General features: G+C 67.1%; 21 protein-coding genes. 9 read left to right on the plus strand and 12 right to left on the minus strand.

What is annotated here, in order from left to right:
- Nucleotides 1–77 precede the first annotated feature (77 nt).
- Nucleotides 78–1,571 (plus strand): amidase, encoded by a 1,494-nt coding sequence (locus ACSQ24_RS28280; RefSeq protein ID WP_436098112.1) that lies wholly within the window; start codon nt 78–80, stop codon nt 1,569–1,571.
- A gap of 86 nt (nt 1,572–1,657) precedes the next feature.
- Nucleotides 1,658–3,244: an ABC transporter substrate-binding protein gene (locus ACSQ24_RS28285; protein ID WP_436098113.1), complete on the plus strand. Its 1,587-nt coding sequence runs from the start codon at nt 1,658–1,660 to the stop codon at nt 3,242–3,244.
- A 200-nt stretch (nt 3,245–3,444) separates the two neighbouring features.
- Here the strand turns inward: ACSQ24_RS28285 and ACSQ24_RS28290 are convergent, their stop codons facing one another.
- The 5 genes from ACSQ24_RS28290 to ACSQ24_RS28310 all read right to left on the minus strand — a co-directional run bounded on the left by ACSQ24_RS28290 (nt 3,445) and on the right by ACSQ24_RS28310 (nt 9,052).
- The gene (locus tag ACSQ24_RS28290) at nt 3,445–5,043 is read right to left on the minus strand and encodes a gamma-glutamyltransferase (protein WP_436098114.1); all 1,599 of its coding nucleotides are present in this window, start codon (nt 5,041–5,043) and stop codon (nt 3,445–3,447) included.
- Between the two features lie 253 nt (nt 5,044–5,296).
- Nucleotides 5,297–6,016 carry a hypothetical protein gene (locus ACSQ24_RS28295; protein ID WP_436098115.1) on the minus strand — a complete coding sequence of 240 codons (720 nt, stop codon included), beginning with the start codon at nt 6,014–6,016 and terminating at the stop codon, nt 5,297–5,299.
- Nucleotides 6,017–6,035: 19 nt separating this feature from the next.
- Nucleotides 6,036–6,710 (minus strand): MarR family winged helix-turn-helix transcriptional regulator, encoded by a 675-nt coding sequence (locus tag ACSQ24_RS28300; protein ID WP_436098116.1) that lies wholly within the window; start codon nt 6,708–6,710, stop codon nt 6,036–6,038.
- Between the two features lie 72 nt (nt 6,711–6,782).
- Complete coding sequence (locus ACSQ24_RS28305) at nt 6,783–7,619, minus strand: endonuclease/exonuclease/phosphatase family protein (protein ID WP_436098117.1); 837 nt, start codon at nt 7,617–7,619, stop codon at nt 6,783–6,785.
- A 182-nt stretch (nt 7,620–7,801) separates the two neighbouring features.
- Nucleotides 7,802–9,052, minus strand: coding sequence for an ROK family protein (locus ACSQ24_RS28310; protein ID WP_436098118.1), 1,251 nt, complete (start codon nt 9,050–9,052; stop codon nt 7,802–7,804).
- 168 nt (nt 9,053–9,220) lie between these two features.
- Between ACSQ24_RS28310 and ACSQ24_RS28315 the strand changes: the two genes are divergently transcribed.
- The 7 genes from ACSQ24_RS28315 (at nt 9,221) to ACSQ24_RS28345 (ending at nt 16,977) form a co-directional block, all read left to right on the plus strand.
- Entirely contained in the window at nt 9,221–10,480 is a 1,260-nt protein-coding gene (locus ACSQ24_RS28315; protein ID WP_436098119.1) for an extracellular solute-binding protein, read from the plus strand.
- A gap of 170 nt (nt 10,481–10,650) precedes the next feature.
- Nucleotides 10,651–11,577: a carbohydrate ABC transporter permease gene (locus ACSQ24_RS28320; protein ID WP_436098120.1), complete on the plus strand. Its 927-nt coding sequence runs from the start codon at nt 10,651–10,653 to the stop codon at nt 11,575–11,577.
- The gene (locus ACSQ24_RS28325) at nt 11,577–12,413 is read left to right on the plus strand and encodes a carbohydrate ABC transporter permease (protein WP_436098121.1); all 837 of its coding nucleotides are present in this window, start codon (nt 11,577–11,579) and stop codon (nt 12,411–12,413) included. Before ACSQ24_RS28320 ends, ACSQ24_RS28325 begins: the two co-directional genes overlap by 1 nt.
- Nucleotides 12,414–12,418: 5 nt before the next feature.
- Nucleotides 12,419–13,936, plus strand: coding sequence for an argininosuccinate lyase (locus ACSQ24_RS28330; protein WP_436098122.1), 1,518 nt, complete (start codon nt 12,419–12,421; stop codon nt 13,934–13,936).
- The gene (locus tag ACSQ24_RS28335) at nt 13,936–15,003 is read left to right on the plus strand and encodes an ABC transporter ATP-binding protein (protein ID WP_436098123.1); all 1,068 of its coding nucleotides are present in this window, start codon (nt 13,936–13,938) and stop codon (nt 15,001–15,003) included. The genes ACSQ24_RS28330 and ACSQ24_RS28335 overlap by 1 nt, the downstream gene beginning before the upstream one ends.
- 83 nt (nt 15,004–15,086) lie before the next feature.
- On the plus strand, nt 15,087–15,959 hold the full coding sequence (locus ACSQ24_RS28340) for a carbohydrate kinase family protein (RefSeq protein WP_436098195.1): 873 nt from the start codon (nt 15,087–15,089) through the stop codon (nt 15,957–15,959).
- Nucleotides 15,952–16,977, plus strand: a complete 1,026-nt coding sequence (locus ACSQ24_RS28345; RefSeq protein ID WP_436098124.1) for an SIS domain-containing protein — start codon at nt 15,952–15,954, stop codon at nt 16,975–16,977. Before ACSQ24_RS28340 ends, ACSQ24_RS28345 begins: the two co-directional genes overlap by 8 nt.
- Before the next feature lie 7 nt (nt 16,978–16,984).
- On the opposite strand, the gene ACSQ24_RS28350 is transcribed toward ACSQ24_RS28345, so the two are convergent.
- The 7 genes from ACSQ24_RS28350 to ACSQ24_RS28380 all read right to left on the minus strand — a co-directional run bounded on the left by ACSQ24_RS28350 (nt 16,985) and on the right by ACSQ24_RS28380 (nt 23,556).
- Complete coding sequence (locus ACSQ24_RS28350; protein ID WP_436098125.1) at nt 16,985–18,271, minus strand: TRAP transporter large permease; 1,287 nt, start codon at nt 18,269–18,271, stop codon at nt 16,985–16,987.
- Nucleotides 18,268–18,765: a TRAP transporter small permease gene (locus tag ACSQ24_RS28355; RefSeq protein WP_436098126.1), complete on the minus strand. Its 498-nt coding sequence runs from the start codon at nt 18,763–18,765 to the stop codon at nt 18,268–18,270. The genes ACSQ24_RS28350 and ACSQ24_RS28355 overlap by 4 nt, the downstream gene beginning before the upstream one ends.
- A gap of 199 nt (nt 18,766–18,964) precedes the next feature.
- Entirely contained in the window at nt 18,965–19,957 is a 993-nt protein-coding gene (locus ACSQ24_RS28360) for a sialic acid TRAP transporter substrate-binding protein SiaP (RefSeq protein WP_436098127.1), read from the minus strand.
- A gap of 76 nt (nt 19,958–20,033) precedes the next feature.
- Nucleotides 20,034–20,708: a GntR family transcriptional regulator gene (locus ACSQ24_RS28365; RefSeq protein ID WP_436098128.1), complete on the minus strand. Its 675-nt coding sequence runs from the start codon at nt 20,706–20,708 to the stop codon at nt 20,034–20,036.
- A gap of 125 nt (nt 20,709–20,833) precedes the next feature.
- Complete coding sequence (locus tag ACSQ24_RS28370) at nt 20,834–21,730, minus strand: dihydrodipicolinate synthase family protein (protein WP_436098129.1); 897 nt, start codon at nt 21,728–21,730, stop codon at nt 20,834–20,836.
- 78 nt (nt 21,731–21,808) lie between these two features.
- The gene (locus ACSQ24_RS28375) at nt 21,809–22,627 is read right to left on the minus strand and encodes a carbohydrate ABC transporter permease (protein WP_436098130.1); all 819 of its coding nucleotides are present in this window, start codon (nt 22,625–22,627) and stop codon (nt 21,809–21,811) included.
- Nucleotides 22,627–23,556: a carbohydrate ABC transporter permease gene (locus tag ACSQ24_RS28380; protein ID WP_436098131.1), complete on the minus strand. Its 930-nt coding sequence runs from the start codon at nt 23,554–23,556 to the stop codon at nt 22,627–22,629. The genes ACSQ24_RS28375 and ACSQ24_RS28380 overlap by 1 nt, the downstream gene beginning before the upstream one ends.
- Nucleotides 23,557–23,654 lie beyond the last annotated feature (98 nt).

Consider the following 23,654-nt stretch of genomic DNA (forward strand, 5'->3'; position numbering starts at 1 on the left):
TGACGCAGGAGCGCAGGCCGCTTCGACTGGCAGGACGGGTCACGAGGAACCCGCCCTGACTGCCGGAGCTTTAACCCGTGACCGAACCCTGCGATCTTAATGCCGTCACCGCCCGCCGCCTGATCGGCGCGAAGCAGCTCTCCGCCACCGAACTGCTCGAAAGCTGCCTTGCCCGCATCGACGCGGTCGACCCTGCGGTCAACGCCATAGTGGCACGCGACGACGAGCGCGCACGGGCGACGGCGAAAGCGGCCGACACAGCCACCATGCGCGGCGACGACCTACCGGCGCTGCACGGCTTGCCGATCGGCATCAAGGATCTCGAGGACGTCGCCGGCCTGCGCACCACCTATGGCAGCCCGCTGTTCGCCGAGCATGTGCCGACAAAGGACCAGGGCATCGTCGCCTCCGTGCGCAAGGCCGGTGCCGTCATCGTCGGCAAGACCAACACGCCGGAATGGGGCGCCGGCGCCAACACCCGCAACGCCGTCTACGGCGTCACCGGCAACCCCTTCGATCCCTCGCGCTCGGCCGCAGGCTCCTCCGGTGGCTCGGGCGTCGCGCTCGCGACCAACATGGTGCCGATCGCCACCGGCTCGGACACCGGCGGCTCGCTGCGCAACCCGGCCGCCTTCAACGGCATCGTCGGCTTCCGGCCGTCGCCGGGGCTGGTGCCGAGCGACAAGCGCGCGCTCGGCTGGAACCCGCTTTCGGTGCTCGGCCCGATGGCGCGCACCGTGCCTGATCTCTGCCTCCTGCTCTCCACCATGGTGAGCGACGACGCCGTCGATCCGCTAGGGACGACGATCCATGGCAAGCAAGTGAGAAGGCCCGAGGACTTCGCCCGGCCGGACCATTGCGATCTCGCTTCCCTGAAAGTCGCGCTCACCCCGGATTTCGGCTTCGCGCCGACCGAAAGGCACATCCGCGAGGTCTTCGCCGACAAGGTCGGCCGTTTCAGCAAGGTCTTCGGCCGGACGGATGAGGCGACGCCCAATTGCGCCGGCACCGATGAGAGCTTCGAGGTCCTGCGCGCCGTCAACTTCCTCGCCGGGCAGTATGAGCGGGTACGCGACACGCCGGACCAGGTCGGCCCCAATGTCCGCGCCAATGTCGAGGAAGGCCTGCGCTATGGCGCGCTCGACATTACCCGGGCACTCAAGCAGCAGACCGTGATCTACCATGAGTGGCAGCGCTTCTTCGAACGCTACGACGTCATCCTCTCACCCGCGATGACGCTCTCGCCGCGGCCCTGGTCGGAGCTCTATCCCGCCGAGATCGACGGCAAGCCGACACGCACCTATTTTCACTGGCTCGCCATGGCCTATGCGGTGACCATCGTCGGCCATCCCGCGATCTCGCTGCCGGTCGGGCTCGACCGCAACGGCCTGCCCTTCGGCCTGCAGATCGTCGGCCCGCGCGGCGGCGACGCCAAGGTGCTTGCTGTTGCCGCCGCGCTCGAGTCACTCTTGGCGGGCGATCCGCTGACGGCGCGCCCTGTGCCGGATATCGCCGGGCTCAAGAAAGCCCCGAAGCTCAAGGACAGCCCGAATTTCCTCGGCTTCGACTAGCCGGGGCATGCGAGTTTCCAAGCCACGACAGCAGGACGAACAGGGTTTGTAGCCGTACTATCCAATCATAAAAGGGGAGAGACCATATGAAGCGCCGTCAGTTCCTGCAGGGCACGGCAGCCGCCGCCCTGTTCGCTCCAACACTGGCCCGCGAGGCCTTGGCGCAAGCACCGAGCCCAAGCGTGCTCAAGATGGCACCGCAAGCCAATCTCACCTCGCTCGATCCGATCTGGACGACAGCGACCGTCACCAACAATCACGGCTACTACGTCTACGACACGCTCTATGGCGGCGATCTCAACCTGAAGCCGCAGCCGCAAATGGCCGAGGGCCACGAGATCTCGGCCGACGGCAAGACCTGGAAGATCAAGCTGCGCGAGGGGCTTGCCTTCCATGACGGCCAGCCGGTCCGGCCCGCCGACTGCATCCAGAGCCTGAAGCGCTGGTGCCAGCGCGACCCTTACGGCCAGCTCCTGATCAAGGCGGTCGAAGCCTGGGCCGCGCCGGATGAGCGTACCATCGAGATCAAGCTGACCCGGCCCTTCCCGATGATGCTCGATTGCATGTCCAAGGCCGACAACCCGCCCTTCATCATGCCGGAACGCCTGGCCAAGACCGACGCGACCAAGCAGGTCACTGAAATGGTGGGATCCGGTCCCTACAAGTTCGTCGCCAGCGAATATGTCTCCGGCAGCCGCGTCGTCTACGAGAAGAACGAGGCCTACAAGCCGCGCAGCGAGCCGCCGAGCCGCAACGCCGGCGGCAAGGTCGCGCATTTCAAGCGCATCGAATGGCCGATCCTGCCCGATCCGGCGACCGCCGCCGCCGCGCTGACCAAGGGCGAGATCGACTGGTGGGAGCGCCCGCTCGCCGACCTCCAACCCCTGCTCGCGAAAAGCCCCGACATCACCCGCGAGGTCATCGACAAGAACGGCCGCGGCTCGATCATGCGGCTGAACCACCTCCAGCCGCCCTTCAACAACCCAAAGGTGCGCGCCGCGGTCCGCCTCGCGGTCAACCAGGAAGACTATATGCGCGCCTCCCAGGGCGACGACACCACCACCTGGCAAGTCTGCCGGAACCTGTGGTGGCGCGGCACGCCCTACTACACCGGCGAGCTCGAGGACCTGATGCCGCAGAGCGTCGACAAGGCCAAGGCGGCGCTGAAGGAGTCCGGCTACAACGGCGAGAAGGTCGTCATCATCAACCCGACCGACTTCCCCGATATCGGCCCGCTCGGCGACGTCACCTACGAGCTGCTCAAATCAATCGGGATGAATGTCGAGATGATGGCGAGCGACTGGGGCACGGTGATCCAGCGCCGCAACAGCCGCGAGCCGGTCGAGAAGGGTGGCTGGAGCATCTTCCACACCACAGGCGCGGCGGTCGGCTGGAGCAACCCCGCTCTGTCCAATATCGTCCGCGGCCCGGGCGAGAAGGGTTGGTTCGGCTGGTGGACCAATGCCAAGGCCGAGGAGATGGCCGAGGAATGGCTCTATGCGCCCGACGAGGCCAAGCAGAAGCAGGTCGCGGTCGCGCTCGGGCGCCTCGCGCTCGAGGAATGCGCCACCATCCCGCTCGGCCAGTTCGTGATCAAGACAGCCTATCGCAAGGGTCTGACCGGCATGCTACCGGGCTCGGCGCCTTATCCGTGGGGGCTGAAGCGGGCGTGAAGCTTCGCCTCTGACCGTGACGACCGAAACGCGGGGAACCCTCTCCCGTAGGGAGAGGGCAGGGTGAGGGGTAGGCCCTGTGCCCAGTTCCGCGAGGCCTGATCGCGCAGTGAGGTTCAGGCCAACGTTTTCGGTCCGAACACCTCACCCCTACCCCTCTCCTTTCAGGAGAGGGGTTTTGCCGGTGCGGTTCAAGCGCCTCAATTCGCCGCCACCGCCGCAGACCAGGGCGAAGCCGCGTCGCTGATCCCTTCCTGCTCGCTTTGCCCGGTCCGCACCATGTTCGGACAGGCGAAGTTGAGCGGCAGCACGCCGTGCTCGACCACCGTCAACGGCCCTACGGCCGCCAGTGCATCGAGCGTGCCGTCGGGCAGGCGCGCATCGGCGCTGGTGCCGTCCGGTCCGGAGACATCGATGCGCGGCTGATGCGCGGCATCCTCCAGGCTCATGCCGCTGTCGAGGGTGAAGGCCAGCATCTGGTAGACGCTGGCGAGGATGCGCCGCCCGCCCGAGGCGCCGGCGCCATAGCGCGGGAAGCCGCCATCGGCCGGCGTCACCACCACCGGGCACATATTGCAGAGCGGGCGCGCGCCGGGCGCGATCGCATTGGCGCTGCCGGGGCGCGGGTCGAACCACATCATGCCGTTGTTCATCAGCACGCCGGTCTCGGGCAGCACGAGCCGGCTGCCCATCGAGGAGAGCAAGGTCGTCGTCAGCGCGACGATCGTGCCCTCGCCGTCGACCACGGTGAGATGCGTGGTGCAGGTCTCGGCCGGCTCCTTCGCCATCTGCGCCGCACCGAGCCCTTCGAGCCGGCTGGCATAGGCTTCGCGCATCACCTTCGAGAGCGTCGCGAACCAGGCCGAGTCCGGTCCACCGTCCGGAGGCGGGCTCGAAGCCATGCCCTCGACCACCGCCTGCAGGGTCGGCGCCGCCGTTAAACCACCGGCCGTGTGGATATGATGCGTGCCGCGCCAGTCGATCACCGGCGCCTCGCGCAGAGTTGCACGGCAATCCGCCAGATCCTGCGCGTCGACCACGCCGCCGACCGCGGCGATATCAGCCGCCAGCCGTGCAGCGAGATCGCCGCGATAGAAATCGTCGAGCCCGGCCCGGGCGAGATGTTCCAGCGTCGCACCGAGATTGCCGAGCATCCTGAAACCCGGCACGCCTTGATAGGGCGGCACCGGCGGCAATCCGTCGGGCAGGTAAATCCGGGCGCTCTCCTCGTAGAGCCGCAGCACCGAGGCGGAGGAGGCGATCTTCAGCGTCGTGTACCAGTCCTGTGCCAGGCCGCGCCGGGCCAGCGCGATCGCTGGCTGGAGCAGTTCGGAGACCGGCATGCTGGTCCCGAACGCCTCCTTCAGCCTGGCGTAACCGGCAACCGAGGACGGGATGCAGAAGGAGAGCGGGCCGTGGATGTTGCGATCGTCGACCACGCCCGGCCAGGCGAACAGGTCGAGCTTCATCTCGCCGGTCAGCGGATAATCGGCCGGATCGGCGCGGCGCGGCGCGACCGGGCCGAAATCGACGACCTGGGCCCTGCTCTCGCCGGCCTTGACCACGACGCCAAAGCCGATGCCGCCAAGCCCGCTATTCCAGGGCTCGACCGCAGCCAGCGCAAAGGCGGCCGCGACCGCGGCATCCGCTGCATTGCCGCCGGCTTCGAGGATCGCCGCGCCGGCCGCCGCCGCCTCATGGTTCTGCGAGACGACGACGCCATTGCGCCCCCGTGCCGAAGGCTTGGCCAGGCTCCAGTTCTGGGTGCGGTAGGCACGGTGCGGCGCAGCTATGGGCATGACGGTCTCGGTCTGGGATGATGGCGACCGGCATCGTGGCACGCATGTCCGGAAAGGTCATCGCCCCGCGATGCGGAACGGCTCCGCGCCGCGCGTCGATCCCGGCTGCGTCGTCCTGCTGGATCGACCGAGCCGTTCCGTGCGAGGCTCCCCGCTCCTTCTCTATCGTCTGGAGGGGGAATCCGGGCGGTGCGTCGATGGCAGTCGGCGCGCCGCCCATCCGGCCGGATTCACCGGCGGATATCTGCCAGCGTCACTTCGCCGGCACGACCTTGCCGGGCAGGCTGAGATTGCCCGAGGCGACCTTGAAGACATTGGCGACGCAGAGAAGCGGCGCGTGCAGGTTGGCGTTGACGCGCAGGCCCGCGGTGACGCCGTCGAAGGAGGCACCCTTCAGCGCGCCGAGCTTGTCGAGCGGGACATGGACCTCGACCGTGCTGCCGGCGAGTGCGGTCTTGTAGGCAGGGCTGTCGATCAAGAGCGGCACGCCGGGCCAGGTCTCGGGGAGACGCGGCTTCGCTCCTGCCGGAATGTCGCGCACTTTCAGCCCGCCGCCGCAGGCCTTGTCTTCGGCCAGCACGACCCAGTGCGGATGCCAGACATCACGGTTCTTCGCGCCCTTGGCGCCGTCGTCGAAATCGGGGTGGAAGGTGACGGCGAGGGCGACGATGCCCTGGCCCTTGTCGAAGCCGACCTCGGCGCTGTCGAGCGAGGTCGGCCAGACATAGGCATAGACCTCGGAGCCGGCGAAATTTCCGGTCGCCGCAGGCTTGGCCACCCCCGCGTCGCCGCGCAGGCGGCTGCGGAAGACGGCATGGCCGTGATCGGTGGTGATCGTCGTCTCGACAATGTCGAACGACGCCTGCACCGCGGCGTTGCTGGCGCTCTTGATCTCATGTGCCCCGGCCGCACCGATCAGGCCGAGCGCGACCGTTGCGGCGAGGCCGATGCCCCGCAGCCCAAAACTCTTCATGATCTAAGTTCCTTCCTGCCTAGCGGTTCGTCTGGAGGGGCGCGGAAGCCTCGGTGAAAGCCCGCCAGGTGGCAGCCTGAGCGGACGGCTCCGCGGTTTCATGCTCGCCGCAATCGAGCCGGAGATGCCGGGTCCCGAAAGCGGCGTTCACGAAGGCGCAATGATGCGGCGCGTCGGCGCCGGGATGGGCGTTCGGCCGGAAGTGGTGGCAGGTCACACAGGTGCGCTGCTCCGGCAGCGCGCCGGCGATCTGCAGCGAGCGGATCAGCTTGACGACGAGCAGCAGCAGGTCGGCCTGCTCGGCAGCGGACAGGCGGGCGAGCGCCGTATCCGTCGCCATCGTCGAGAGCCCGATCGCCTTGACCGCGTCGCTCCCGGCCTGTGTCATCCTCACCGCGACGGCCCGCGCATCGCTGGCGTCGGGCCCTTTGGCGACCAGCCCCTTGCGCTCCAGCGCCGCGATCGAATCCGTCGCGGTCGGTTGGGTCACGCCGAGATGCTCGGCAATCGCCTTGACGCGCATTCCCGCTTCGCCGCGACCGGCGAGAAAGGAGAGCACATGCGCCTGCGTCGGATTGAGGCCGACCGCATTGGCCGCCGACCATTGATCGGCCTTCAGCACGCTTGCCAGCCGCTCCAATCCGTCGCGAAGACGGCGCGGCAGGGGCTCCGAGTTGGCATCGAAGAGGGTCATGTCATTTGAATAGGAATCCTATATAATATTGTCAAGCACCCTCGCGCACTCCTCGTTCGGTGCAAGGGCGTCTCAATGCGCCTGGCGGTCCTCGCCCGGTAGATGCACTACCGCCTTGATCGGCAGGTGGTCGGAGGCCAGCCGCGACAATGCAGTGTCGTGCAATTCAACCTGGGTGATGGTTTCGGCCGGATAGGCGACGATGCGGTCGAGCGCCCAGATCGGGAAACGCGAAGGGAAGCTCGGGATCGCGGCCTGCAGCGGCCCGAATTTCGGCGCCAGCCCATGCAGGCTCGATTTCTTGCCGATCCGCCATTCGTTCAGGTCGCCCATCAGGAAGATCGGCCGTCCATCCGTCGGCCTGGAGGCGGCGATCAGCGTCTCGACCTGGCGCGAGCGCGAATGGCGCAGCAGGCCGAGATGGGCAGCAACCACGCGGATCGGCGCGCGGGAGATGGTGAGATCGACGATCAGTGCCCCACGCGGCTCGACGCCAGGCAGGACGAGCTGCCGCGTCGCGGTGACGGCGCCGTCGCGGAAGAGCACGACATTGCCGTGCCAGCCATGGCCTTGCCAGGCGCTCTGCACCGGCACCGGTTTCAGCCCCGTGCGGCGTTCGAGGCGAGCGAGGTCGAGCAGGCCGGAGCGCTCGCCGAAGCGCTGGTCGGCCTCCTGCAGCGCCACCACATCGGCATCGATCTGCCGGAGCACCTCGATGATCCGGTCCGGATCGAAACGGCGATCACGCCCCACGGCCTTGTGGATGTTGTAGGAGGCGACCCGCAATTCCGCAGCCGGCGGCGCGCTGGCAAGCGCCTGCTGACCGACGGCCTCGCGCGTCCAGCTCGACATCTGCGGCGGGCGCAGCGCCCGGATCCGGCGCAGGCCGCGCCCTTCGAACTCTAGCATCGAGCCGGCATCTCCAATCGTTCGCCCCGGCTCGTTAGCAAGAGCCTTGCCAAGATCAATCCCCGAAAGGCGCGACGGTTCGATCGGTCCCGGGCAAACGACTCGCCTGACTGAGCGTTAACGGAAAAACCGGGTCGGCGCAGCCGAAAGCTCGTCACGTCTGCGACATCGCGATCGGCCGCCTATGACGCAGCGGCGGTACTTGGTGCGGCAGGCTCGGCCATGGCCGCATTGCGCACCAGCCGCGGCGCGATCGCATCGAGCAGGGGCAGCGCCGCAGCCCCGAGCGCGGCTGTAAGCTGACCGGTCGTGCCGCGTTGGAGGCGTGGAATGGCTCGCCCATCGCGTCTGGCGACAGACAGCGGCAACGGCTCGGCTGCCGCAATCAGGGCATCGATGACGCTGTCCGGCAGCGCACCTCCAAGGATGATCGTCTCCGGGTCGAACAGGTTCTCCAGCATGGCGAGCACCGGCGCGAGCAGCGACCCGGCCTCAGCGATCCAGCCCAGCACGGCCGGGTGCCCATCGGCATGGAGTCCGGCGATGCTGGCCGCATCGACCTGCGCGATCCCCGCTTGGCGCAGCGTCTCCTGCAAGGCCGAGGGCGAGACATAGCTTTCAAGGCAGCCCTGGCGGCCGCAGATGCATGGCAAGCCCTGCGGCACGACCGGAACATGGCCGAGCTCGCCGGCATTGCCGAAGGCACCCCGATAGGGCTCGCCGCCGAGCATTAGCCCAAGGCCGAGCCCGAGCCCGAAATAGACCAGGCAGAAATGCCGGAGGTTGCGGCCGATACCGTAGAGATGCTCGCCGACCGCCGCCGCCGTCGCATCGTTCTCGACCGTCACGGATGTCGCCAGCGCGGCGCTCATCAGCGCCGTCACGTCGCGCCCCGTCCAGCCGGGCAGCGCCGTCGAACCGACGGTGATCGTCCCCTCGAAATCGAACGGGCCGGGCATCACCACGCCGCAGCCGAGCAGGCGCTCCGGCAGGCCCCGCGTTGCCCGCGCCCGCTTGAGCTCTGCCGCCGCCAGCGCTTGCACCGCCTCGACCGAGATGTCCGGCAACGGCACGACGCGCTGCGCCCTGACCTCGCCGGTAAGGTCGACCAGCACGGTGGTGATGTGATCGGCGGCGATTTCCATGCCGGCGGTCACGCCGCCATCAGCGTTGAGGGCGAACTCGACCGGGGGCTGGCCGCGCGCCGTGCGCCGGCGCCCGAGCTCGATCAGGAAGCCCTCGTCCAGCAGCTCGGCGACGATGTTCGAGACCGCCTGCGCCGTCAGCCGCGTCAGATTGGCGATATCGGAGCGGCCGAGCCGGCCATGCTGTCGCAATGTCTCGAGCACGACGCGCCGGTTGTGCCGGCGCGCCCGCTCGGGATTGGCGCCGAGGGCGACGCTCTGCGCGGCTGGAGGCTTGCGGTGCGGCATTGTGGGTCGGCCCGTTCTGTCTGCACAAGCTGCGACGGCCATTAATCAAACTCAAGTGAATTAATCTATTGACAGCAGGCGAGCTGCGGGAAAGCATGCCTGCCGAACGTCCGGCAGCCGGGAGCGAGCATGCGGGCGGACGTCGCAACGAGATGGGGAGGACAGATCATGCGCGGCTTTCGCGGACTGGTTCTGGGTGTTCTGATGTCGGTCGGCGCCATTGCCGGCGCGCGCGCCCAGGCGGTCGAGATCGAGTACTGGCAATATGTGTTCGACGCCCGCATCAAGGCGATGAACGAGCTGATCAAGCGCTTCGAGGCCGCCAATCCCGGCATCAAGGTCAAGCACACGACCTTCCCCTATGCCGACTACCAGACCAAGATCGCCGCCGCCGTTCCCGCCGGCCAGGGGCCGGACGTGGTCCAGCTCTATTATGGCTGGCTCGACAATTTCGTCGGCGCCAAGTTCATCCAGCCGCTGCCGCGCGACGCCTTCCCGCACGACATGATCGAGAAGGAATTCTACCCGATCGTCCAGACGATGAAGCGCGACGGCGAGTATTACGGCCTGCCGACAGCGGTCCGCACGCTCGCCCTGTTCTACAACAAGAAGCTGTTCCAGGAGGCCGGGCTCGACCCGAACAAGCCGCCGCAGACGCTCGACGAGTACCTCGAAGCCGCCAAGAAGACGGTGAAGCGCGACGCCGCCGGCAATATGCTCTCGGCCGGCGCCGTGATCGACATGCCCGGCCAGGACCTGCACTGGTGGCGCGAGGTACTGCTGCGCCAGATGGGCGGCAAGCCCTATTCCGACGACAACAAGACCGTCGCCTATGACAGCGAGGCCGGCGCCAAGGCGCTGAACTGGTATGCCGACCTGCAGCGCGTCCACAAGGTCGGCCAGGCCGGCTTCATGGACGAGGGCCAGGCCGCCTTCCGCGCCGGCCGCGCCGCGATGACGGTCGACGGCTCCTTCCGCCTCGGCGCCTTCGGCGGCATCAAGAACTTCGAATGGGGCGTCACCGAACTGCCGGCGAGCGCCGACGGCAAGCGCTCGAACTTCGCCAGCTACTGGGTCAACGCCATCACCGGCAAGCCGACCGGCGCCAAGCTCGAAGCCGCCAAGAAGTTCATGGCCTTCACGACCTCGCCGGAAGCGATGCAGGTCTGGCTCGACATGGTCGGCGAGCTGCCCGCCCGCAAGGCGGCGGCCGAGACCGAGAAGAACCTTAGCCACCCGATCTATGGCCCGTTCCTCAAGGCACTGAACTATTCGCAGGCGACGGTCTTCGTCGACGAGCTGGCGCAGCGCCAGGTCGGGCTCGACATGACCAACCGGGTCCTGATCCAGAACCAGGACGCCAAGGCTTCGCTGGCCGAATCCGCCAAGGCCGAACAGGCGATCCTCGACCGCTTCTACAAGAAGTGAGCCAGCTCTCGGCTTGCCCGTGAACCACATCGTCATCCCGGACCTAGCGAAGCGGAGCTCCGGGATCCATCGTAGGGAACAGTATTCTATGATGGATCCCGGAGCTGCGCGGCTATCGCCGCTTGTCCGGGATGACGGCGTGGTTCGAGCGTGAACCCGGATCGATCGTCATGAGCATGTCCTTGCAAGGTCAGGGTTCGCGCGGAGGCCTCTGGCACGGGCTCTCCCTGCAGCAGAAGCAGGTGGTCTGGGCCTGGGCCTTCCTTGCCGTACCGATCCTGTTCTACGGGCTGATCCGCTTCTACCCGACGGTCGAGGCCTTCGTGATCTCGACCACGAACTGGAACCTGATGAACTCGCCCTCCTTCGTCGGGCTGGCAAACTTCAAGCGGCTGATGGCCGATCCGGTGTTCTGGCAGGTCTTCCGCAACACCTTCCTCTACCTGATCATCGGCACGCCGGTCAGCCTCGTCCTCGCCTTCACCATCGCCTACCATCTCGACCGCGTCCGCTTCATGCACGGCTTCATCCGGGCGCTGTACTTCCTGCCCTTCCTGACTACGGCCACCGCGATGGCCTGGGTCTGGCGCTGGTTCTACCAGCCGGTGCCGATCGGCCTGATCAACGACGTCATCTCCTCTCTCGGCTTCTCCCAGCAGCCCTTCCTGCGCTCGACGACGCAGGCGCTGCCGGCCGTGCTGGCCCCGGCGATCTGGGCCGGCCTCGGCTTCCAGGTGGTGATCTTCCTCGCCGGCCTGCGCGCCATTCCGACGACCTATTACGAGGCGGCGCGCATCGACGGCGTCTCCGACTTCGCCATCCTGCGCAAGATCACGCTGCCCCTGCTCAAGCCGACGATCATCTTCCTCGTCGTGTTCTCCTCGATCGGCTTCCTGCGCATCTTCGACCAGGTCTACAACATGACCAGCGGCGATCCCGGCGGCCCGCTCAACGCGACCAAGCCGCTGGTGCTGATGATCTATCAGACGGCGTTCTCCTCCTTCGACATGGGCTATGCGGCGGCGCAAACCGTCGTGCTCTTCCTCGTCCTGCTCTGCGTCTCGCTGCTGCAGCTGCGCCTGCTGAGGGATCGCTGATGACCGGCTCCTCGCTCATGCACCGCTTCGCGCCCGGCCGCGTCCTCGTCTGGCTGCTGCTGCTCGCCGGCGGCCTCCTGATGCTGACGCCGCTGCTCTTCATGTTCTCGACCTCGCTGAAGGATTCGGCCGATATCTACGATCTCCGGCTGATCCCGGCGGCGCCGACGCTCGACAACTACAAGACCGTGCTCTCGGATGGGCGCTTCCTGCGCTGGTTCTGGAACTCTCTGGCGATCGCGACGATCGTCACCCTGTCGAACGTCTTCTTCGACAGCCTAGTCGGCTACACGCTGGCGAAGTTCCAGTTCCGCGGCCGCTATCTCGTCTTCCTGGCGATCCTCTCGACGCTGATGATCCCGACCGAGATGCTGGTCATCCCCTGGTACGTCATGGCCAAGAACTTCGGCTGGCTCGACAGCTACTGGGGGATCATGTTCCCGGGCATGATGACCGCCTTCGGCACCTTCCTGATGAAGCAGTTCTTCGAAACGGTGCCGAACGACTTCCTCGAGGCGGCCCGCGTCGACGGGCTCAACGAATTCGCGATCTTCTGGCGCATCGCCTTGCCGCTGGTGACGCCGGCGCTGTCGGCGCTCGCGATCTTCACCTTCCTCAGCAACTGGACGGCCTTCATCTGGCCGCTGATCGTCACCACCAGCAAGGAGCTCTACACGCTCCCTGTCGGGCTCGCCTCCTTCGCGGTCGAATCGCAGATCCAGTGGGAGCTGATCATGACCGGTGCGGCGCTGGCGACGATCCCGACCCTCGCCGTCTTCCTGCTGCTCCAGCGCTACATCGTCCGCGGCGTCGTGCTCGCCGGGCTCAAGGGATAGTTGCGATGACCGCCCACACCGATCCGCGCACCAGCGACAGCTCCGTCTTCCCCGATCCGGTCTACAAGGAGACGGTGCTGCGCCCGCTCTTTGACGCGGTGAAGACCCATCATGTCGAGGGCTTCCGCGCCGTCGACCGCGCCCATCTCGTCATGCTCGCCGAGACCGGCATCCTCCCGCGCGCCACTGCTGCCGAAATCGCCCGCGCCCTGATCGAGATCGAGCGCGAGATCGACCCGGCGACGCTGAGCTATACCGGCGAGGTCGAGGACTATTTCTTCCTGGTCGAGGCCGAGCTGCGCAAGCGCCTGAAAGCCGACGACAATGGCCGCCTGCACACCGGCCGCTCGCGCAACGACATCGAGCACACCCTGTTCAAGCTGGCGCTGAAGCCCCGGCTCGACAAGCTCGCTGGCCAGCTGCGGGCCCTGATCGGCGCTGCATGGATGCTGGCAGAGCGCGAGAAGGCGACGCTGATCGTCGCCTATACCCACGGCCAGCCGGCCCAGCCCTCGACCCTCGGCCATTATCTCTCGGCCGCCATCGAGGTGATGCTGCGCGATCACCAGCGCCTAGTGCAGGCGCGCGAGCTTCTCGATCGCTGCCCGCTCGGCGCGGCCGCGATCACCACCTCCGGCTTCCCGCTCGACCGCCACCGCACCGCCCATCTGCTCGGCTTCAAGGCGCCGCTGCAGAACTCCTATGGCTGCATCGCCGCGGTCGATTACGTCACCGGCGTCTTCAGCGCGGTCGAGCTGGTCTTCCTGCATCTCGGCCGGCTGATCCAGGACCTGCAGTTCTGGACCGCCTTCGAAGTCAGCCAGGTCTATGTGCCGAACGCCTTCGTGCAGATCTCCTCGATCATGCCGCAGAAGCGCAACCCTGTGCCGATCGAGCATCTGCGCCATCTCGCCTCGCAGACAGTGAGCCGCGCCCGGCTTGTCCGCGACGTCGTCCACAACACGCCGTTCACCGACATGAACGACAGCGAAGGCGAGACCCAAGAAGCCGGCTACCAGAGCTTCGAGAGCGGCGGGCGCGTGCTCGATCTGCTCGCGGCGCTGCTGCCGGCGCTCTCGGTCGACAGCCGCCGCGTCGCCGAGACCATCCGCCGCTCCTGCATTACCATCACCGAACTCGCCGACACGCTGGTGCGCAAGGAGGGCCTCTCCTTCCGCGCCGCCCACGAGGTCGCCTCGGCGGTGGCGCGCGCTGTCGTCGCTCGCGACGGCGACCTGCCGCGCGATGGCTACGAGCCCTTCGCCGAAGCCTTCCGCCACGCCGCCGGCCGCGAGCCGGGTCTCAGCCGCGAGGATTTCGCCACTGCGGTCTCGCCCGAGAACTTCGTCGCTTTACGCGAGCGCTTCGGCGGGCCGGGCCCGAAGGCACTCGGCGAGGCGCTCGCCGGCTACCGCACCGAGCTCGCCGCGGCCGAGGACGCCGCGGCCGCGACGAAGGCGCGTGAGGACGCCGCACGCAACGAGCTCGACGCCGCCTTCACCGCCCTTGCAGGAGCCGCCTGATGGCCGGGATCGCGATCGACAAGCTGGTCAAGCGCTATGGCGCGACGCAGGTCGTGCACGGCATCGACCTGACGATCGAGGATGGTGAGTTCGTTGTCTTCGTCGGCCCCTCCGGCTGCGGCAAGTCGACGACTTTGCGCATGATCGCCGGGCTCGAGGACATCAACGACGGCACGATCTCGATCGGCGACAGGATCGTGAACCGGCTCGAGCCGAAAGAGCGGAACATCGCCATGGTGTTCCAGAACTACGCGATCTACCCGCATATGAGCGTCGCCGAGAACATCGCCTTCGGCCTCTACACCTCGGGGCTCGACAAGGCTCAGAAGCGCAAGCGCGTCGAGGAGGTCGCCGAGGTGCTCGGCCTGACGCTGCTGCTGGAACGCCGCCCCTCCGCGCTTTCGGGCGGCCAGCGCCAGCGCGTCGCGATCGGCCGCGCCATGGTGCGCGACCCCGCTGTCTTCCTGTTCGACGAGCCGCTCTCCAACCTCGATGCGCAGTTGCGCGCCCAGATGCGGCTTGAGATCAAGCGCCTGCACCAGCGGCTCGGCACCACCATCGTCTTCGTCACCCACGACCAGGTCGAGGCGATGACGCTCGCAGACCGCATCGTGGTGATGCGCGACGGCCATATCCTGCAGGTCGGCGCGCCGATGGAGCTCTACGAGAAGCCCGCCGACGTCTTCACCGCCCGCTTCATCGGTTCGCCGACGATGAACGTCGTGCCGGCAAAGGCAACCGCGGACGCTGGCCGCAGCACGCTGCAGCTCGGTGAAACCCCGCTTGCATGGTCCAGCGCACTGCCAGCCGACATTCTCGTCGGTGTCCGGCCGCAAGAGCTGCGCGTGCTCGAGCAAGGCGAAGGCGCCGACCTCGTCCTCTCCGGCACGGTCGTGGTGGTCGAGCCGCTCGGCCCGGAGACCTTCGTCCATGTCGAGGCTGAAGGCGGGCTGCTGCTCGCCTCGGCTTCGGCCAAGCACCCGCCTGCCGTCGGCAGCGCCGTCAGGCTCGGCGCCCCGGCCTCGGCGCTGCGCCTGTTCGACGCCAAGAGCGAGCGCGCCTTGTGATCTCCAGGCGGCCCCGGCCGGACGGGCTCGTGCTGAGCACCGGCCGGCTCTATTGCGATCTCGTCTTCCGTGGGCTGGACGCGATGCCGCGCCTCGGCGAGGAGCGCTTCGCCGATGAGGTCGCGGTCGTGCCGGGTGGCGGTGGCTTCATCACCGCCGCACATCTCGTCGGGCTCGGCCGCGCTGCCGCTTTGCTGGCACGCCTTGGCGAAGACCCGTTCTCGCAATCGCTCCTGCCCGCGCTCGAAGGCAGCGGCGTCGATCTCGCCTTTCTGGAGCGTGCCGTCGATGCCGGTCCGCAGCTCACCGTCGCCATGGTACAGGATGGCGAGCGCGCCTTCCTGTCCCGACGCGCCGGCTCCGCCCGCCCCGCGACGCTTCCCACCGCCCTCGGCGATGTCCGCGCCTGCCACCTCCATATCGCCGAGTTCGCGACGCTGGCCGAGATCCCGCCTCTGGTGACCGACGCCCGGCATCATGGCCTCACCGTCTCGCTCGATCCGAGCTGGGACGACACGCTGATCCGCTCGCCGGAGCTCGTCGCGCGCTGCACCGGCGTCGATGTCTTCCTGCCGAATGCATCCGAAGCCCGCGCGATCGCGGCCTGTGACGATCTCGACGAAGCGGGACGGCGGCTCGCCCGGCATTTTTCGCTGGTGGCGATCAAGGATGGCGGCGCCGGCGCCCGCCTCTACCAGGGCAACGAGTGCCTTACGCTTCCCGCCGCACCGTGCCAGGCCGTGCTCGACACCACTGGCGCGGGCGACGCCTTCAACGCCGGCTTCCTCGCCGCCTGGCTCGCCGGGAGGATGCCCGAACGCGCCCTCGCCGAAGGCATCGCCTGTGGTACGCTTTCGGTTCAGAGTGTCGGCGGCGCCGGCCGCAAGCTGGACCCGCGCCAGGTCGCTCTCATCGCCGATCAATTGCTCGAAGGGCCCTTGCGCCGCCATGGCTGAAGCCCTGCTCACTTGCGAGGCGGCCGAGGCAGCCGCTGTCGCGCGCCGCCAATCCGTGGAGAACGGCGCGATCGTCGCCGATCTCGTCGAACGCCTGCGCATCAAGCGGCCGGCTTTCATCGCGACCTGCGCCCGCGGTTCCTCCGACCATGCCGCGACCTATGGCAAATACCTGATCGAGCGCGCGCTCGGCCTGCCCGTCGCTTCGCTCGGCCCCAGCCTCGCCTCGGTCTATGGCGGTGAGCTCGACCTCTCACGCGCCCTGTTCATCGCCGTCTCGCAGTCCGGGCGCAGTCCCGATGCGCTGCTGTTGACCGAGGCGGCCAAACGGGCCGGGGCATTCGTGGTCGGTTTCGTCAACGACGAGACATCGCCCCTCGCCGGCATGGTCGACATGCTCGTGCCGCTGCGGGCGGGGCCCGAGCGCAGCGTAGCCGCGACCAAGAGCTTCCTCGCGACCTGCCTCGCTTTCCTGCACCTGACAGCGGAATGGGCACGAGACGACGTGCTGCGCGCCGCGCTCACGCAGGCGCCCGACGGGCTGGACGCGGCCGGGCGCTGCGACTGGACACCCGCCTTGCTATCCTGGCGCGAGGCTCGCAGCCTCTACGTGATCGGCCGTGGCCTCTCCTTCGGCATCGCCCAGGAGATCGCGCTCAAATTCAAGGAAACCTGCCGCATCCATGCCGAGGCCTTCAGCGCCGCCGAGGTGCTGCACGGCCCGCTGGCGCTGGTGGGACCCGGCTTCCCGGCGCTGGCGCTCGATCCGGGCGACGAGGGCAGTGATAGCGTCTGCGCCGCAGCTACGGCCTTCACGGGCCTCGGCGCCGATCTGCGCTATGCCGGAGGCGGCGACAGCACAGGCAAAACCCTGCCACTGCCGCCGGACCTGCCCACTGCCTTGCTGCCGCTGGCGCAGGTTCGCGCCTTCTACGGCGCTGTCGCGGCACTCGCCAAAAGCCGGGGCCTCGACCCCGACCGTCCGCCCCACCTCTCCAAGGTGACGCGGACGGTGTGAGCCCGCCCTATCTGCCGAGCACGAGGTTCGGCAGCCAGGTCGTCAGCGGCGGCCAGAGCGTGATCGCGACCAGCACCGCGAGCAGCGGCAGCAACCAGGGAATGATCGCCCGCGACATCGCCTCGAATGAGATCTTCGCGATCTTCGACGTCACGAACAGCACCACCCCCACAGGCGGCGTGATCGTGCCGATCATCAGGTTGAGCACGAAGATCAGGCCGAACTGGATCGGGTCGATGCCGAACTGGGCCGCTGCCGGCGTCAGGATCGGGATCAGGATCAGCATCGCCGCCAGCGCTTCCATGAAGCAGCCGACGAAGAGCAGCAGCAGGTTGACGATCAGGAGGAACATCAGCGGGTTGCCGGCGAGGTCGACCAGCATCGGCCCTACCGTCTGCGGGATGCGCGAGATCGACAGGCACCAGCCGAGCGCCGCCGCCGTCATCACCAGCGCCAGCACGACACCGGTGGTCTCGACGGTCTGGACGACGAGTTCCGGCAGGTCGTCGAGCGAGAAGCTCTTGTAGACAAAGAGGCCGAGCACGATCGCATAGGCGGTCGCGACCGCCGCGGCTTCCGTCGGCGTGAAGATGCCGGCCATCATCCCGCCGAACAGGATCACCGGCGTCATCAGCGCCCAATGTGCTTCCTTGTAGGCGACCCAGAGCTGCGCCGCACCGGGGAAGGGATGGCGCGGCAGATCGCGCTTTTTGGCGACATAGACCACCATCGCCATCAGCGCGCCGGCCATCAGCAGGCCCGGGATGACGCCCGCGAGGAAGAGCCCGCCGATCGAGACGTCGGCCGAGACGCCGTAGATCACCATCGGCAGCGACGGTGGGATGATCGGCCCGATCGTGGCGGAAGCGGCCGTGATCGCCGCTGCGGTCTCGGCGTCGTAGCCCTCGTCCTGCATCGCCTTGATCTCGAGCGTGCCGACGCCGCCCGCATCGGCCACCGCCGAGCCCGACATGCCGGCGAAGATCACGCTGGCGAGGATGTTGGCGTGGCAGAGTCCGCCGCGCAGCCAACCGACGCAGGCCGTGGCGAAGGCGAAGATCCGGTCGGTGATCCCGGCCGAGTTCATGATGTTGCCCATCAGAATGAAGAGGGGCGCCGCCAGGAGCGGGAAGGAATTGGCCGATTGTGCGATCTTCTGCGGCACGATGCCGAGCGGGAAACCGCCGAAGAAGGCGAAGGCGATCGCCGCCAGCCCCATCGAGACGAAGAGCGGCACGCCCATCAGCAGGGCGATGAACCAGACCGGCAGGATCTGCAGCATCAGCGTCGTCATAGCGGCTGCGTCCCCGGCTCGGCGGTCTCGATCCTGCGGCCGGCGAGGACATCGCCGATCTCGACCAGTGCCTGCAGAATCAGCGCGAGACCGGCGAGCGGCATCACCACGTAGAGCGCCGCGCTCGAAACCGGCAGCGCGATCGACTCGACATCCCAGGTCCGCTCGATCAGGCCGAAGGAATAGCGGACCAGGATCGCGGCGAAGACGATGATCGCGGCTTGCGTCGCAATCTCGAACAGCCGGCCGGCCGATTTCGGCAAGAGGTCGGCGAAGACCGTGATCCGGATATGCGAGCGCCGCCGCGCCGCGATGATCCAGCCGACAAAACCGGTCCAGACGAGGAGGTATTGCGCGAGCTCGTCGGTCCAGGCGAGCGGGGCGTTGAGCTGGCGCGAGGCGACACCGAGCAGCACGGCGATTAGCAACGCCAGCAACAAGCCCACCGCGGCGGCGCGCACGAAGCGATCTATGAGAGCGACGAGGGATTTCATTGCCATTGGGCCTTGAGTCGCGGGGAACCCCTCTCCTGAAAGGAGAGGGGCAGGGGTGAGGTGTTCGGACTGAAAACGTTGGCTTGAACCCGACCGCGCGGTGAGCGCTCGCGGAGCTGGTCTGGCCTCCCACACCTCACCCTGCCCTCTCCTTCCAGGAGAGGGTTCCCCGCGCTTATCACGGCCATCGAAGCGCCTGTCACAGCGCCGCGAGCGCGTCCCAGGTGCCCTTGCCCCATTTGCTCTCGAACTGCTTCGGCAGAGTGGCGAGCACCGGCTTGCTGAAGCTTTCGAGGTCCGGTTCCGTGACGCTCATGCCGGCGGCCTTCAGCGTCGCGACGAGGCTGCCCTCCTGGCTCGTAAGCTCGGCATCCTGCCAGGCGACGCCGTTGGCGATGGCGGCTTCCAGCACAGTCCGGTCGGCGTCCTTCAGCCCCTTCCAGAACTCCTGGTTGATGACGATCAGGCGGGGCGTGATGATGTGGCCGGTGAGGATCAGGTGCTTCTGCACCTCCTGCAGCTTGGCGCTGTGGATGGTCGGCAGCGGGTTTTCCTGGCCGTCGACCGCGCCCTGGCTCAGCGCCAGATAGAGCTCGTTGAAGTTGACCGGCGTCGCCTTGGCGCCCCAGGCCTCGACCATGGCGCGGAAGGTGTCGACCGGCGGCACGCGCAGCTTCAACCCTGCGACGTCGGCGACGCTCTTCACCGCCTTAGAGCCGGTGGTCAGGTGGCGCTTGCCGTAATATGTCACCGCGGCCATGCGCATGCCGCGCTTCTTGATCAGCTCCTCGTTCATCTGGGTGAAGATCGGCGCCTTGGCGACCTTGCTCATATGAGCCGGGTCACGCCAGAGATAGGGCGCCTCGACCACCGAGAGCTGCGGCAGGAACGAGCCGAGCGCAGCCGCCCCGTCGGTCGTCATGGTCAGCGCGCCCGAAGCGACCGATTCCATCATGTCCTTGCCGGAGCCGAGCTGCCCGGCCGGGAAGGACTGGATGTCGACACGGCCCGAGGTCTTCTCCTTCACCTCCTTGGCGATGCGATCGACCATCTGCACCTGCGGATGGGTGATAGGCAGCATCTCGCCCCAGCGCATCACGGTGGCCTGTGCGCGCAATACGGTCGGCATCGCGATCACGGCGCCGGCAGCGGCCGAGCTCGCGAGAAAGGCGCGTTTCGTCAGCTTGGTCATTGTTGCTCTCCTCCCAATGCGGCCGGTTTTCCGGCTCGCTTCCAGCGCCTTTTTCTCGATCGGCGCCTGATCGTGGTCAGTAGCTCATCGCCCTCGTCCGGGCGTTGTTGATGTGCGCGCTCATCTCCGCTGCCGCAGCCTCCGGATCGCGCGACTCGATCGCGGCGATGATCTTGAGGTGGTCCTGCATCACCGGGATCAGGATGTGGTTCTGGATGCGCGTCTCGTATTGCCGGATCAGCCTGATCTTCAGCCAGGTGACGCGAAAAGCCTGGCTGACGATGTCGTTGTCCAGATGGTCGATGATCATCTCGTGCATCAGCCGGTCGACATTCTCGGCGTCCTCGATCAGCGTCTCGTCGCCACCGGCCTCGGCCCGGCGCACGATCGCCTCGTGCCGCTCGCGCTGCTCGGCGATCTCGGCATCGGTCGCGGTCTGCGTATAGGCGGCCGTCGCCTCCTTCTCGAGGAAGAGGCGGAACTGGAAGGCGTTGCGGATCAGGTTGAGGTCGACATGGGCGACCTGCATGCCGCGCTGCGGCACGGTCTTGATCAACCCCTCCGCTTCCAGCCGCGGGATCAGTTCGCGGATCGCGCCGAGCGGGAAGCCCGTCATCGCGACGAGCTCGCGCTGGGTGACGAACTGGCCCGGCCGGATCTCGCGGGCGAGCAGCCGCTCGGTGAAGCTGGCATAGGCCCGCTCCCTGAGCTTCAGCGGCTCGCCCTCGCGGTCCGGATCGGGCTGGCTCATCGCATCCTCCTCAGAGCCGGATCCGATCAGATTGAACCAATCTGATCGGTGAATCCGTCTCTCACTTTGAGTTTAGAGCCCGTTTCTACCGATCAGCTTGCTCTGCAAGCTGATCGGAACGGGCTCTAGGCCGCCTTGGCTCGGGTGATCCGGTCGAAGGCAGCAAACAGCGCCTTGCGCTGGCCCTCGTCGAGCGCGGTCAGCGGCGCCCGCATCGGGCCGTAGCCGTCATCGCCATGGAGATGGCCGACCAGCGCCTTCACCGCCGGCAGCACCGGATAGGAGCAGATCTCGTCGACCAGCTCGTTCACCACCGCACTTTCGGCGCCCTCATAGACCATCGGGCGCAGCAGATGCGGCGTCAGGTTGGAGAGGCCGCAGATCGTGCCCTGGGCGCCGTTGCGTACGGCGCGGGCGAGCTGGCGCTCATCGCCGACCAGGATGGCGAGCTCGCCATGCGCCTTCAGGAAGGCCTCGGTCGTCGCATAGTCGCCGGAGGAATCCTTGATGCCGGTGACGACGCCCGGGAACGCCTTCTTCAGCCGCTCGACCAGGCCGACCGAAACGTCGACCGCCGTGACCGAAGGGATGTGGTAGAGAATGGTGTTGCGCGCCGCGCCGCCGAGCTTCTCGAAGAACTGCGAGAACCAGGCATAGAGGCCCTCGTCGCTGACGCCCTTGAAGTAGAAGGGCGGCGCGACCAGCAGACCCTTCGCCCCGACATTCAGCGCCGTCTGCGCCTGCTCGACCGCCTCGTGCAGCGAGGAGGCGGCGACACCGGCATAAATCTGCTTGGCCGGATCGATCCCGGCGCCGACGAGCGCGCCGAGCATGGCGGTGCGGGCCGGGCTGCCGAGCGCCGCGCCCTCGCCGGTGGTGCCGAACAGCGTGACCGAGTCGCAGCCATTGGCGAGAACATGGCGGGCATGATGGACGAGCCGCGGCAGGTCGACGGCGCCGCCTTCCCGCATCGGCGTGGTGATGGCGCAGGAGAGGCCGAAGCGGTTGGGGTTCAGAGCCATTGCGAAGCGTCTTTCCGTAAGATGTCCAGTTGAGGCGTTGGAGAGGTCGGGCGCGCAGCAAGATCAGCGCCAGCGATGTCAGCCATCCTTGAGCCCTCCGGCGGAGAGGCCGGCGACGATCTCGCGCTGGGCGAGCACGGTCAGCAGCAGGACAGGCAAGGTGACGAGAAGAGCAGCGGCCGCCAGCGGCCCCCACGAGATCTGCTCGAAGGTCAGCGAGTTGTAGACGGCCGACGGCAGCGTCCGGCTCGCCTTGCCACCCAGCACCACCGAGAAGATGAAGTTGTTCCAGGAGAAGATGAAGGCGAGGATGCCACCGACGACAATGCCGGGCCGGGCCAGCGGCAGCGCGACATGGCGGAAGGCCTGCCAGGTCGTGGCACCGTCGATGCGGGCCGCGTCTTCGAGCTCCATCGGCACGTTTTCAAAGTACCCGATCATGATCCAGACGATGATCGGGATGGTGATGACGAGATGGGTGATCACCAGCGCCGTGATGGAGCCCACTAATCCTGTAATCTGAAACAACAGGAAGAGCGGGATCAGATAGGACAGCGCCGGCGTCATCCGCGCGACCAGGATCAGGATCGCGAACTTATGCGCCTTGCCGCGCGCAATGCCGTAGCCGGCCGGCACGCCGACGGCGAGGCCGATCAGCACCGCCCCGCCCGTCACCAGGATCGAATTCCAGAGATAGAGCGCGAAATTGTTCTTGGCGAAGACATCGACATAATTCGCCAGCGTCGGCGGGCTCGGGATGAACACCGGCGGGAAGGCGGTGTTGTCGAGCTCGTTCTTGAACGAGAGCGAGATCATCCAGAGGAAGACCAGTACCGCCGGCGAGACCAGCACGAAGACCGAGGCGTAGAAGCCGAGTTTGGTGGCGAGGCGCTTCATTACGCGTTCCACTTCGACTTCTGGCGCGCATAGAGCAGCAGCAGCGACAGCATGATGATGATGACGAAGAAGATCACCACGACGGCGGAGGCGTAGCCGATCTTGTAGAACTGGAAGGCCTGCAGATAGAGGAAGATGTTGAGTGTCTCCGATGCCGTTCCCGGCCCGCCCTGGGTGATCACGAAGATCGTGTCGAAGGCTTTCAGCGCATCGATGGTGCGGATCACGATCGCGACCATGATGAACGGCCAGACCAGCGGCAGCGTGATATGGCGGAACATATGCCAGGCATTGGCGCCGTCGATCAGCGCGGATTCGTAAGGTTCGCGCGGCAGGCCGGCGAGGCCGCCGAGCACGATCAGCATGACCAGCGGCGTCCAGTGCCAGACCTCGACCAGGATCAGCGTCGGGATCACCGCATTGGGCGAATAGACCCAGGCCTGCGGGCCGATGCCGACGAGCGAAAGCAGGTAGTTCAGCACGCCGAGCTGGGGGTGGAACATCATCGTCCAGACCAGCGCGACCGCGACCGGCGTCGCCATCATCGGCATCACGAAGATGGTGCGCAGCAGGCCGCGGAACGGAAATTCGCGATGGAAGACCAGCGCCGCAGCCGTGCCGAACAGGATCGGCAGCACGACCGCGAGCACGGTGAAGTAGAAGGTGTGCCCCATCGATTCGATGAAGCGCGCATCGCGGAAGAGCTCGGCGAAGTTCTGCAGGCCGACGAATTCCGGCCCGCCGCCGATCTTCCAGTCCTGGCTCGACATATAGAGCGTGAACAGCCAGGGGAAGACGATCACCCCGGCGATGATCAGCACCGCAGGCAGGGAGAACAGCCAATAGCGCGGCGTGAAATCCGCCGAACCCGCCGCAGGGATTTGCGCGGGGGTCGCGAGGTTGCTGGCTGGCAGGGTTGTGCTGGTCATGGTGCCTGTTCGTTCAATTCCCGCCGCATCCGCTGCGGTCGCTTCCCCTCCCCCTTGTGGGGAGGGGTTGGGGGTGGGGGTGGCGCCGCTTGGCGATC

It is taken from the genome of Allobosea sp. LjRoot237 (assembly GCF_964253285.1).
Taxonomy (GTDB): Bacteria; Pseudomonadota; Alphaproteobacteria; order Rhizobiales; family Beijerinckiaceae; genus Allobosea.